This window comes from Streptomyces sp. NPDC048353, assembly GCF_055587165.1.
Map to the genome: position 1 here is coordinate 90,489 of NZ_JBVJGU010000010.1, position 12,037 is coordinate 102,525.

The following is a 12,037-nucleotide window of genomic DNA, read 5'->3' on the forward strand; positions in this document are numbered from 1 at the left end:
ACGTGGTTGGGCACATGAGATGCCACGTGGGGTTGCGGTACTCGGGTGCCCGATGGACGCGTCAGCCGGAGGAGAGAGGGGTCCTATGCGGCTGTCGAGTACAGCTAGCCATTGTGCCACACGCGCGCGGCGCGCCGGACCCCGGCCAGGGGCAGCACCCGGACCCGGCGCGGGCGCGCCCACGGAAGGCGGCCTGCGCCTTCGTTCAGCCGGTCGCGCCGACGGTCTCCGGGATGCGGAAGGGCTTGCCGCAGCCGCCGCACATGATGGGGGCCTGGGCGAGGACGGAGGGGACGACGCGGACGTTGCGCCCGCAGTCGCAGACGGCCTTGACGCGGACGCCTCCGCCGGAGGAGCCGTGGCGGGCGGCCGGGCCTCGGAAGGACCGCTTGGTGTCGGCGGCCGTGGCGACGGTGTGCGCCTTGAGGGCCCGCTGGAGCCGCTCGATGGTGGGGCGGTAGCGCCTGCGGGCCTCGGGGTTGAGCGTGACCAGGGAGAAGCCGCTGCTCGCGTGCGGCTCCTCGGGGTGGTCGAGGCCCATCTCCTCGGCGATCGCCAGGAATCTGCGGTTGTGGTAGCGGCCGGCGCGCGAGGTGTCTCGGACTCCTCGGGCGGCTGCGATGCCGTGGACTGCTTCGTGAAGCAGTCGCTCGAAGGAGAGTTCGGCGCCACAGGCGGACGAGGACTCTCCGATCAGGGACTCGGGCGCGGCAAGATCGGGCAGCTCGGGGTGGTGCCGCTGAATGTCGGCCCACGCCTGTGCCAGCTCTGCGGCGAGAACAGGTGGTGTCGTGCTCACGTCGCGTACAACGAGCCGAGACGCCCCCGGGTTCCATTCCGGGGCATCCCAAATAATTTGCACGTACCCGTCAGTTGCCGCTCATGCGTCCGGAGGAGGGCCAGTGCGCCGAACTGCGGAGAAGCCGCGCAGTGGGCGCCAAGCTGGTGCGTAGCGGCGCATACGCCCCGGCGCGTAGGGGTCGCGTACGCGCCCGGGGGGCCTGGCAGGACAGTACCGGGTACCGGGATGCGACGGCGCACCACCCCGTGGGGGAAGTCGTCACCCGAAGGGAAGTGATGCGGCCCGAGCACTGGACGCGGGCACGGAAGCGCAGTTCCCTGGCATACGGGGGGATGCGGGAGCAACTTGGACACGGGGGCTGTCGACGAGGCACTGATTGGGGCGCATTCCATGACACCTACGCTCGTCCCGCACCACCCCGCGCGTGACTGGGCCGAGATCCAGGAGCGCATGCTGGTCCCGCTCTACGAGGCGGTGTACGACCGTCTCGGCCTGGGCCCCGGGTCCCAGGTCCTCGGGCTCGGCTGCGGCTCGGGCCTCGCGCTGCTGATGGCGGCCGCGCGGGGCGCACGGGTCACCGGCGTGGACGGGGACCACGCGCGCGTGGAGCTGGCCAGGGAGCGGCTCGCCGCGGGCGGGGGGCACGCGATCGTGGAGGGCGATCCGGCGCAGGCCGGGGATCCGTCCGGACCGTCGTACGACGTGATCACCGCCTTCCACCCGTCCGAGGGGACCGGCCGGGAGCTGGTCGCCGTCACTCCTTCGGCCCAGTCGGGCGCGGCGGTCGTGCTCGCGGGCTGGGGGCCGCCCGAGCGGTGTGCGACGGCGTCGGTCCTGCGGGTCGCGGCCCGGCTGGCCGGCGGGGGTCCGGCGCCGCGCGACGAGCTGGAGGAGGTGGTCTCCCGCTCGGGGCTGCGGCCGGAGGGCTCGGGCCGGGTGTCGTGCCCGTTCGGTTACGCGGACACGGACAGCGCGGTCCGCGGGCTGCTCTCGACGGGCGACTTCGACGCGGCGATCCGCGCGACGGAAGCGGCGCAGGTGGAGAAGGAGATCCTGGAGGCCCTTGACCCGTACGTCCGCGCGGACGGGACGGTGTGGATGCCGAACGTCTTCCGCTATCTCATCGCCCGCGTGCCCTGACCTGACCTGACCGTCGCCGCCGCGGGTGCCGGTCGGGCGACCGGAGACCGCGGGGCGCCTACGTCTCGCTCCCGCCCGGGGTTCGTACGTCTCGCTCCCGCCCGGGGCCGCGTCTCGCGGCCCCGGGCGCGCCTGCGCCGTACGCGGGCCGCCGCTGCGTGAACACTGTGTTGCCGGTACGCGCCCACGCCCCGGCGGCCCTCATACTGACCGCGCCGCGGTCGTAGAGCGGAGGCAGCGGAGACAGCGGCGGTCGCGGTCGGAGACAGGGGTACGGGTGGAGTGGACGGTGGGCGCGGGACTGGTGGCCGGTCTGCTGATCGCGCTGGTGACCGCCCCGGTCGGTGTCTCGGGCGCGGTGTTCCTGCTGCCGGTCCATCTGAGCGTCTTCGGGGTGCCCAACCCCGCCGTCACTCCGACGAACCTGCTGTTCAACGTGGTGGCGGGGCCCGGGGCGCTCTGGCGGTACCGCCGGGACGGCGCGCTGCGCGGGGGCCTGACGCGGCGGCTGGTGGCCGGCACGCTCCCCGGCGTGGTCCTCGGCGCCGCGATCCGTGTCCACGTCCTTCCGGGGCCGGGGGTCTTCCGGCTGCTGATCGCTGGTCTGCTCCTGCCGCTCGGGCTGTGGCTGTGTGTCCGCACCCTCCTCCCCCGTCGCTCCGCAGGCCCGTCCGGATCGGCGGCGGAGCCGTCCCCGGCGGCGCTGACGGCCCTCGCGCTGTCGGTCGGGGTGGTGGGCGGGATCTACGGCATCGGCGGCGGGTCCCTCATCGGGCCGGTCCTCGCGGCCCGCGGGCTCCCGATGGCCCTGGTCGCCCCGGCGGCGCTCGCGACCACGTTCGTCACCTCCGTGGCCGGCGCCGCCGCGTTCGCGCTGCTGTCGCTCGTCGGCTCGGGCGACATCGCCCCGGACTGGTGGCTGGGCCTGGCCTGCGGGGTCGGCGGGCTGATCGGCGGCTATCTCGGCGCCCGTCTCCAGCCCCGCCTGCCCGAGACCGCCCTGCGGCTCCTCCTCGGCGTCCTCGCCACCGCCGTCGGAGCGACGTACGCGCTCCAGGTGCTCGCCTGACGGGAGCCGCCCCGGGCAAGGACGGGGCCGGACAGCGGTGAGGGGCCCGGGACGGCTGCGTACAGCCGTCCCGGGCCCCTCACCCGCACACGCTCAAGCCCGCCGAGCGGCGGGGCCGTCGAACGGTCAGCCCATGAACTTCTTGAACTCGTCCGGGAGCTCGAAGTCCTGCGGGCCCTGGCCGGCGGCGGGCAGGCCGAAGGCGCCGCCCGCCTGGGCCTGCTCGCGGCGCGCCGCGGCGGCCTCTTCCTCGGCCTTGCGCTTCATCGGGTTGCCGCTCTTGCGCTTGCCCTTGGCCTGCTTGATCTGCTTCTTCTGCCGGCCCGGGCCGCCGCCCATGCCGGGGATCCCCGGCATGCCGGGCATGCCGCCGCCCTGGGCCATGCGGGACATCATCTTGCGGGCCTCGAAGAACCGCTCGACGAGCCCCTTGACCGCGCTGACCTCGACGCCCGAACCCTTGGCGATACGGGCCCGGCGCGAGCCGTTGATGATCGTCGGGTCATGGCGCTCGCCGGGGGTCATCGACTTGATGATGGCGGCCGTGCGGTCGACGTCGCGCTCGTCGATGTTGTTGATCTGGTCCTTCATCTGCGCCATGCCGGGCAGCATGCCGAGCAGCTTGGAGATGGAGCCCATCTTGCGGACCTGCTCCATCTGGGCCAGGAAGTCGTCGAGCGTGAACTCCTGTCCCTTCTTGGACGCCAGCTTGGAGGCCATCTTGGCGGCCTCTTCCTGGCTGAAGGTCTGCTCGGCCTTCTCGATGAGCGAGAGCATGTCGCCCATGCCGAGGATGCGGGACGCCATGCGGTCCGGGTGGAACGCGTCGAACTCGTCCAGCTTCTCGCCGTTGGAGGCGAACATGATCTGCTTGCCGGTGACGTGCGCGATGGAGAGCGCGGCACCACCGCGGGCGTCGCCGTCGAGCTTGGAGAGCACCACGCCGTCGAAGCCGACGCCGTCGCGGAAGGCCTCGGCGGTGTTGACCGCGTCCTGACCGATCATGGCGTCGACGACGAAGAGGACCTCGTCGGGGCTGACCGCGTCACGGATGTCGGCGGCCTGCTGCATCATCTCGGCGTCGATGCCGAGGCGGCCGGCGGTGTCGACGATCACGATGTCGTACTGCTTGCCGCGCGCGTACTCGATCGAGTCCTTGGCGACCTGGACCGGGTCGCCGACGCCGTTGCCGGGCTGCGGGCCGTAGAAGGCGACGCCGGCGCGGTCGGCGACGACGCCGAGCTGGGTGACGGCGTTGGGGCGCTGGAGATCGCAGGCGACGAGCAGCGGGGAGTGGCCCTGGCCCTTGAGCCAGAGACCGAGCTTTCCGGCGAGGGTGGTCTTGCCCGCACCCTGGAGGCCGGCCAGCATGATCACGGTGGGCGCGGTCTTGGCGAACCGCAGGCGCCGGGTCTCGCCGCCGAGGATGCCGACGAGCTCCTCGTTGACGATCTTGATGACCTGCTGGGCCGGGTTCAGCGCCTGGGAGACCTCGGCGCCGGTCGCCCGCTCCTTGACCTGTCGGATGAACGCCCGGACGACGGGCAGGGCGACGTCCGCCTCGAGGAGGGCGATACGGATCTCGCGCGCGGTGGCGTCGATGTCCGCCTCGGACAGGCGCCCCTTGCCGCGGAGGTTCTTGAAGGTCGCTGCAAGGCGGTCGGAGAGGGTATCGAACACGGCGGTCGCGGATCCTCGGGTCTCGGGGACGGGTGGACGGATTGCCCTCCAGGGTATCGGGTGCGGCGCGCGGCCCGGGCGGCGATTCCCCCGACCCCGTCCCGGCCGCTCAGCGCAGGGCGTTCTCCAGGGCGCGCGCCAGGTCCGCGGCCTCCGCGTCGGGGAGGAGGGTGCCGTCGGGGCGGGTGACGTACAGCGTGTCCACGGCGTTGGCCCCGAGGGTCGACACGTGGGCGCTCCTGACCCGTACCGTCGCGCCTTCCAGGGCGCGGCCGATGCGGTGGAGGAGGCCGGGGGCGTCCTGGGCGCGGACCTCGATGACGGTGGCGAGGCGGGAGTCGGCGGCGGCGACGGTGACGCGCGGGGGCGGGGCGGTCACCCCGCGCCGCCGGGGGTAGGCGGCCTCGCGTTCGGCGAGGCGGGCGGGGATGTCCAGGGAGCCGTCCAGCGCCCTGACCAGGTCGGCGCGGAGCCGGGTGGCCTGGGGCAGGGAGCCGTACTCCGCCGCGACCCGCCAGTTCAGGACGAGGACCTGGCCGGTGCCGAGTTCCGTCGGGAGTTCGACGGCGCGCAGGTCGGCGGCGCGGACGGTGAGGCGGTGCAGGGCGAGGACGCCGGCCACGGCGGGCAGGACGCCGGGGCGTTCCGGGAGGGCGATGAGCAGTTCGACGCCGACCGGCTCGGAGCCGTCGGTGTCCCCGGGGGGTGCCTCGGAGGGGCCGGCGGCGGCGCGCTCCGGGTCGGCCGCGCTGTCGGTCCGGTCGGGGGCTTCCGCCGGTTCGGGCCGGGTGTGCAGGGCGAGTACGGGCTCCCCGGTGCGGAGGGCCTCGATGGCGAGTCGTTCCTGTTCGGCGCTGGGCGCGGCGGCCTCGGGGTGTGGGGTGGGCTCGCCGGCGAGGACGGCGGCGACCCGTTTCACCAGGTCGGCGACGAGCGAGCCGCGCCAGGAGGACCAGGCCGCGGGTCCGGTGGCCAGGGCGTCGGCCTCGGTGAGGGCGTGCAGCAGCTCCAGGGTGCCGAGGGTGCCGACGGCGGTGGCGACGGAGGTGACGGTGGCCGGGTCGTCGAGGTCGCGCCGGGTGGCGGTGTCGACGAGCAGCAGGTGGTGGCGTACGGCGGTGGCGACGACGCCCACGTCGGCGCGGTCGAAGCCGATACGGGTGGCGACGTCGCGGGCGATGGTCTCGCCGGCGACGGAGTGGTCGCCGGGCCAGCCCTTGCCGATGTCGTGGAGCAGTGCGGCGACCAGGAGCAGGTCGGGGCGGCCGACGCGGCGGGTCAGGGAGGAGGCCCGGACGGCGGTCTCGACGAGGTGGCGGTCGACGGTCCAGGTGTGGACGGCGTTGCGCTGGGGGCGGCAGCGCACCCGTTCCCAGTCGGGCAGGAAGCGGGAGACGAGTCCTTCGGCCTCCAGCGCCTCCCAGACCGGCACGGTGGGTTCGCCGGCGCCGAGGAGGGTGACGAGTTCCTCGCGGGCTTCGGCGGGCCAGGGCACCGGCAGCGGTGGGGCGGTGGCGGCGAGGCGGCGTACGGCGTGCGGGGAGAGGGGGAGGCCGGACTGGGCGGCGGCGGCCGCGGCGCGCAGGGGCAGGACGGGGTCGCGTTCGGGCCGGGCGCTCCGGGCGAGGACGACCTCGCCGTCCATCTCGACGACGCCCTCGGCGAGCGGGGTGCGTTCGACGGGCGGTTTTCCGCCGCCGGCCCGGCCGCCGAGGAGGGTGCGCAGCCGGGGGCGGGCGGAGCGGGCCTTGAGGACGCGGTTGACCTCGCGCCAGGTGACGTCGGTGGCGTACGAGAGGGTGCCGGCGGCTTCGTAGACCTGGCGGAGCAGGGTGTCGGCGTCGAGGAGGCCGAGGTGCTCGGCGACGGCGTCCTGGTCCTGGAGGGCGAGCCGGTCGGTGGCCCGGCCGGTGGCGAGGTGGAGGGCGTCGCGGGTGTCCAGGAGCCGGCGCCGGGCGTCGTCGAGGCCTTCGCGGGGTGCGTCGGCGAGCCAGGAGGCGGCGACGGCGCGCAGGACCTGGGCGTCGCGGAGGCCGCCCCTGGCCTCCTTGAGGTCGGGTTCGAGGAGGAAGCGCAGTTCGCCCATGCGTTCGGCCCGCTCGCGGCAGAGTTCGTGGAGTTCGGGGAGGCGTCGGGGTGCCTGGTTGCGCCAGTCGGCGAGGACGGTGGTGCGCAGGTCGGCGGCGAGGGCGTGGTCGCCGGCGATATGCCGGGCGTCGAGGAGTCCGAGCTGGACCTTGAGGTCGTCGCCGGCGGTCCTGCGGGCTTCGGCGGGGGTGCGGACGGAGTGGTCGAGGGCGAGGCCGAGGTCCCAGACGGGGTACCAGACGCGGTCGGCGAGGGTGGCGAGGGTGCCGGGGTCGGTGGAGCCGTCGTGGAGGAGGAGCAGGTCGAGGTCGCTGCGGGGGGAGAGCTCGCCGCGTCCGTAGCCGCCGACGGCGACGAGCGCCACCCCTCGGGGCGGGCGGGCGCCGTCGAAGAGGCCGGTCAGCCAGGTGTCGGTGAGCCGGGCGAGGGCGGTACGGCGCGGCGGCCCGGACCGCGCCTTCTCCTCGAGGAGGCGCAGTCGGGCCGCCGCGTAGCCGCTGGGTCCCGGCTCTTCCGCTCGCGTACTCACATCGACGGTCGTCACCCAGCAGCTCCCTGTCCGTTGTCTACAGTGCGTCCGGACCGCGTTCGCCGGTGCGGACGCGTACGGCGGTGTCGACGGGCACGCTCCACACCTTGCCGTCTCCGATCTTGCCGGTCCTGGCGGCCTTGACGACGACCTCGATGAGCTGTTCGGCGTCCTCGTCCTCGACGAGGACCTCGATGCGGATCTTGGGGACGAGGTCGACGGTGTACTCGGCGCCGCGGTAGACCTCGGTGTGCCCGCGCTGGCGGCCGTAGCCGCTGGCCTCGGTGACCGTCAGGCCCTGGACTCCGAAGGCCTGGAGGGCTTCCTTGATCTCGTCGAGCCGGTGCGGCTTGACGACTGCGGTGATGAGCTTCATGCGTCCACCTTCTTGGGCTGCGTGACGGCGGGGGCGGGGGCGGTGGAGCGCGAGGAGGCGCCGCCACCGGCTCCGCTGAAGTCGTACGCGGTCTCGGCGTGCTCGACCTGGTCGATGCCGGAGACCTCGTCGTCCTCGCTGACCCGCATGCCCATCGTCTTGTCGATGAGGAGCGCGAGGATCGCGGAGGCGATCAGAGAGTAGGCGAGGACGGCGACGACGCCGATGGCCTGCTTGCCGAGCTGTTCGAGGCCGCCGCCGTAGAAGAGGCCCTTGGCGTCGGACTGGACGCCGCCGGTGGCGAAGAGGCCGACGAGGAGGGAGCCGATGACGCCGCCGACGAGGTGGACGCCGATGACGTCGAGGGAGTCGTCGTAGCCGAACTTGTACTTCAGGCCGACGGCCAGGGCGCAGACGAGTCCGGCGATGGCGCCGACGGCGATCGCGCCGAGCGGGCTGACGGCGCCGCCGGCCGGGGTGATGGCGACGAGGCCGGCGACCGCGCCGGAGGCGGCGCCGAGGGTGGTGAAGGAGCCGTGGCGGATCTTCTCGTAGGCGAGCCAGGCGAGCATGGCGGCGGCGGTGGCGACCTGGGTGTTGACGAACATCACGGCGCCGACGCCGTCGTCGTTGCCGAGCCAGGAGCCGGCGTTGAAGCCGAACCAGCCGAACCAGAGCAGGCCGGCGCCGAGCATGACCAGCGGGAGGCTGTGCGGGCGCATCGGGTCCTTCTTGAAGCCGACGCGCTTGCCGATGACCAGGATGACGCCGAGGGCGGCGGCTCCGGCGTTGATGTGGACGGCGGTGCCGCCGGCGAAGTCGATGACGCCCATCTCGAAGAGCCAGCCGCCGGAGCCCCAGACCCAGTGGGCGACGGGGAAGTAGACGACGGTGACCCACAGGGCGATGAAGAGGGCCCAGGCGGTGAACTTCACGCGGTCGGCGAGGGCGCCGCTGATGAGGGCCGGGGTGAGGACGGCGAACATGAGCTGGAAGACGGCGAAGACGTACACCGGGATGGTGTAGCCGTCCCACAGCTCGGTGACGCCGATGCCGCTGAGGCCGACGTACTCGGAGGACCAGCCGATGAGCGATCCGGAGTCGGTGCCGAAGGCCATGCTGAAGCCGTAGAGCACCCAGAGGATCGTGACGATCCCGAGGCTGATGAAGCTCATCATCAGCATGTTGAGGGTGGACTTGACGCGGACCATGCCTCCGTAGAAGAAGGCGAGTGCCGGGGTCATCAGCATGACCAGGGCGGAGCAGATGAGCATGAACCCGGTGTTGGCGGCGGACAGCTCGGGGGCGTCTGCTGCCAGGGTCGTGATGGCTGGTGCCATCGGCGTCTCCTCGTCGTCGGTGCGGCCTGTGCGGGGGCGGGGCCGGAGAGCGGCTCGGCCTGAGGGGTGGCCGGTTATGCGCCATGAGGTTGGCGCAGCGCCGTTTCCGTCGATGCCGCACGATGTTTCGGCGCAGTGACGAAGGGGTGGGGCGTGTTACGCGACTGTGAACCGCCGGGTCACGGTCGTGTAACGCGCGGGGGCCGCCGGGCGGTGTGAGGCCGGCCGCGACAGCATCCGTGTGACCTTGCGGCGGGGGAGCCGAGTCGGGCGTTACGGGATGGCTGTCGCGGCCGGGGTCGGGGGGCCGGGGCGGCGGTCGGGGGCCGCGCCGGCGGGGGGTCAGACCGCCTCGGCGGTCTCGGGCAGCAGGGCGGTGAGCCGGTCGGTGAGCTGGACGACCTCGGCGACGTCCCCGAAGTCGCGGGCGGCGGTGTCGACGGTCTTGCGGAGCCTGGTGTTGACCCGCTCGGAGCGGACCTTGCGGGCGACCACGAGCGCCGTCTCGGCGAGGCGGGCGGACTGCTCGGGCTCGCGCTTGAGGAGGTGCACGGTGGCCATGCCGATGAGGTTGAGTGCGTACGACCGCTGGTGCTCGGGGTCCTTCTCGAAGAGCTGGACGGCGCGCTCCATGACGGGTTCGGCGAGGGAGGCGTAGGTCGGGGAGCGTCCGGCGACGTAGGCGAGGTCGCGGTAGGAGTGCGAGTTCTCGCCGTTGAGTTCGGCTTCGGAGAAGAAGCGGATCCAGTCGGGTTCGGGCTCGCCGTCCAGGCCGACGTCGGCGAAGGTGTCCTCGGCCATCCGCACGGCCCGCTTGCACTTGCTGGGCTGGCCCATGTTGGCGTAGGCGCGGGCCTCCATCGCATACAGCATGGCCTGGGTGCGCGGGGTGGCGCAGTCGCGGCTGCCGTACTGGGCGAGGTGGATGAGTTCGAGGGCGTCGTCGGGCCGGCCGAGGTGGATCATCTGGCGGCTCATCGAGGAGAGGATGTACGAGCCGAGCGGCTTGTCCCCGGCCTCCTTGGCGGCGTGCAGGGCGAGGACGAAGTACTTCTGGGCGGTGGGCTGCAGACCGACGTCGTAGCTCATCCAGCCGGCGAGTTCGGCGAGTTCCGCGGCGCACTTGAAGAGGCGCGGGGCGACGCCGGCGGGCTGGGGCTCCTGGAGCAGGTCGGTGACCTCGTGGAGCTGGCCGACGACCGCCTTGCGGCGCAGTCCGCCGCCGCACTGGGCGTCCCACTGGCGGAACATGGCGGTGGTGGATTCGAGGAGGTCCAGCTCGCCCGTGGAGAGCCGGTTCGGGCGGCGGGTGTCGAGGGCCGGCTCAGGGCGGTCGGTCTCGACGGCGGGGGTGGGGACGAGCCAGCGCTGCATGGGCTCGATGAGGGCGGGTCCGGCCGCGAGCGCGAGGGAGGTGCCGAGGAAGCCGCGGCGGGCGAGCATCAGGTCGCTGCGGGAGAACTCGCTGAGCAGGGCGACGGTCTGGGGGCCGGCCCAGGGCAGGTCGACGCCGGAGACGGACGGGGCCTGGTGGGCGGTGCGCAGTCCGAGGTCCTCGACGGCGACGACGGAGCCGAACCGCTCGGAGAACAGCTCGGAGAGGATCCGCGGGATGGGTTCGCGGGGCTGTTCGCCGTCGAGCCAGCGGCGTACCCGCGAGGTGTCGGTGCTGATGTGGTGCGCGCCCATCTGGCGGGCCCTGCGGTTCACCTGGCGTGCGAGCTCGCCCTTCGACCAGCCGCTGCGCACGAACCACGAACTCAGCTGTTCGTTGGGGCGCTTGCCGGCGGTCGTTCCGTCTTCGCCGTTGCCGCCCACGGGAACGCCCCCATCCTCATCCATGACTTGTTGCGCGAACCCTTACCAGAATGCCGTCGGTCGAGTCCTCCGTCCGGGACTTGCACCCCTTCGAACAGGAAACCGAGTTGCCTCCGGCATACCCGTGCGCGCAAGGAACTCTTGGGCTCGTGCACCGAAAGTAATCCTACGATCACCCGTCCGGCGAGGGCGATTCAAGAAACGCCACCATTCGCCACCCCTTCGAATGAACTCGCCTGCCGCCGAACACGATTCACTTGACATGCGACGAACCGGGGTCGGCGGAGCGAAGCGCGAGGAGGCGCGCGCGACGGTCCGCACCACCTCACCCACCACCGCGCGCCAGCCGGCCGCGACGGAGCGTGACGGAGGGGTTCCGGGTCGTAACCACCGGCGCGTCCGACCCGTTGGAGGGGGCATGGGCTTCACGATCGGCGGCATGCGTGAGATGCGGTCCGGCTCGCGCCGCCGCTTCCGCACCAGTGAATGCACGGCGGTGGCCGAGTACACCGGACTGTGGGGCTGGGACGTGCTCCCCGGCACCCGGGCCGTGTCCGGCCAGTGCTCCTGCGGCGACCGGTCGTGTACGGCCCCGGGGGCGCATCCGCTCCCGTTCGCCGAGGCGGTCCCGGCGGGCGCGGGCCTGGACGACGCGACCAAGGCGTGGTCGCGGTATCCGGGGGCGGCGCTGCTGCTCCCGGTGGGCCGCTCCTTCGACGTGATCGAGGTCGCCGAGACGGCGGGCCGCCGGGCGCTGGTCCGGCTGGAGCGCATGGGGCTGCCGCTGGGCCCGGTGTGCGCGACGCCGACGGGGCGGGCGCAGTTCTTCGTGGCGCCGGGCGCGGCCGCGGAGCTGCCGGGCCTGCTGTACCGAATGGGCTGGGACGACGCCGATCTGGACCTGCACGGCGTGGGTGCCGGCGCGTATCTCACCGCCCCGCCGTCGGATCTCGGCGGCCTGGGGCCGGTCCGCTGGCTGCGGCCGCCGACGCTGGACACGGCGGGGGCGCCGCCGCAGGCCCGGCTGCTGCTCGGGACCCTGGCGTACATCTGCCACCGCACCCACTTCTAGGGCGTGTTTCGGAAGTAGCGTCGTCCGCCCGCAGGGCGGGGCAGGGGGCGTCTGGTGCGTGCGATCGCAAGGCGGAGGATGGGGGCACCTCCCGCGCCGCCAGGCGCAGGGGGAGAGAGCGCA

At 73.2% G+C, this 12,037-nt stretch carries 9 protein-coding genes; 3 read left to right on the forward strand and 6 right to left on the reverse strand.

The window, feature by feature from the left end; genetic code table 11:
- Window positions 1-205 precede the first annotated feature (205 nt).
- Window positions 206-799, reverse strand: a complete 594-nt coding sequence (locus ACZ6RC_RS29750; RefSeq protein WP_391138830.1) for a hypothetical protein — start codon at window positions 797-799, stop codon at window positions 206-208.
- Between the two features lie 393 nt (window positions 800-1,192).
- Between ACZ6RC_RS29750 and ACZ6RC_RS29755 the strand changes: the two genes are divergently transcribed.
- Both ACZ6RC_RS29755 and ACZ6RC_RS29760 read left to right on the forward strand, forming a co-directional pair.
- Window positions 1,193-1,942, forward strand: coding sequence for a class I SAM-dependent methyltransferase (locus tag ACZ6RC_RS29755; RefSeq protein WP_469589021.1), 750 nt, complete (start codon window positions 1,193-1,195; stop codon window positions 1,940-1,942).
- Between the two features lie 277 nt (window positions 1,943-2,219).
- Window positions 2,220-3,011, forward strand: a complete 792-nt coding sequence (locus ACZ6RC_RS29760; RefSeq protein WP_469589024.1) for a sulfite exporter TauE/SafE family protein — start codon at window positions 2,220-2,222, stop codon at window positions 3,009-3,011.
- 126 nt (window positions 3,012-3,137) lie between these two features.
- On the opposite strand, the gene ffh is transcribed toward ACZ6RC_RS29760, so the two are convergent.
- From ffh to nsdA, 5 genes are all read right to left on the reverse strand, one after another.
- Window positions 3,138-4,691 carry a signal recognition particle protein gene (ffh, locus tag ACZ6RC_RS29765; RefSeq protein WP_469589027.1) on the reverse strand — a complete coding sequence of 518 codons (1,554 nt, stop codon included), beginning with the start codon at window positions 4,689-4,691 and terminating at the stop codon, window positions 3,138-3,140.
- 109 nt (window positions 4,692-4,800) lie between these two features.
- Window positions 4,801-7,323: a [protein-PII] uridylyltransferase gene (locus ACZ6RC_RS29770; RefSeq protein ID WP_469589029.1), complete on the reverse strand. Its 2,523-nt coding sequence runs from the start codon at window positions 7,321-7,323 to the stop codon at window positions 4,801-4,803.
- 22 nt (window positions 7,324-7,345) lie between these two features.
- A complete protein-coding gene (locus ACZ6RC_RS29775; RefSeq protein ID WP_006127894.1) occupies window positions 7,346-7,684 on the reverse strand; it encodes a P-II family nitrogen regulator in 339 nt (112 codons plus the stop codon).
- A complete protein-coding gene (locus tag ACZ6RC_RS29780) occupies window positions 7,681-9,024 on the reverse strand; it encodes an ammonium transporter (RefSeq protein ID WP_391138840.1) in 1,344 nt (447 codons plus the stop codon). Before ACZ6RC_RS29780 ends, ACZ6RC_RS29775 begins: the two co-directional genes overlap by 4 nt.
- A 342-nt stretch (window positions 9,025-9,366) precedes the next feature.
- Window positions 9,367-10,866, reverse strand: coding sequence for a transcriptional repressor NsdA (gene nsdA / locus ACZ6RC_RS29785; RefSeq protein WP_469589036.1), 1,500 nt, complete (start codon window positions 10,864-10,866; stop codon window positions 9,367-9,369).
- A gap of 394 nt (window positions 10,867-11,260) precedes the next feature.
- Between nsdA and ACZ6RC_RS29790 the strand changes: the two genes are divergently transcribed.
- The gene (locus tag ACZ6RC_RS29790) at window positions 11,261-11,914 is read left to right on the forward strand and encodes a bifunctional DNA primase/polymerase (RefSeq protein WP_391138844.1); all 654 of its coding nucleotides are present in this window, start codon (window positions 11,261-11,263) and stop codon (window positions 11,912-11,914) included.
- Window positions 11,915-12,037 lie beyond the last annotated feature (123 nt).

Coding starts and splice junctions, on each gene's coding strand:
- nsdA (WP_469589036.1), bottom strand. CDS start 10,866: ATGGATGAGGATGGGGGCGTTCCCGTGGGCGGCAACGGCGAAGACGGA.
- ACZ6RC_RS29790 (WP_391138844.1), top strand. CDS start 11,261: ATGGGCTTCACGATCGGCGGCATGCGTGAGATGCGGTCCGGCTCGCGC.
- ACZ6RC_RS29775 (WP_006127894.1), bottom strand. CDS start 7,684: ATGAAGCTCATCACCGCAGTCGTCAAGCCGCACCGGCTCGACGAGATC.
- ACZ6RC_RS29755 (WP_469589021.1), top strand. CDS start 1,193: ATGACACCTACGCTCGTCCCGCACCACCCCGCGCGTGACTGGGCCGAG.
- ACZ6RC_RS29780 (WP_391138840.1), bottom strand. CDS start 9,024: ATGGCACCAGCCATCACGACCCTGGCAGCAGACGCCCCCGAGCTGTCC.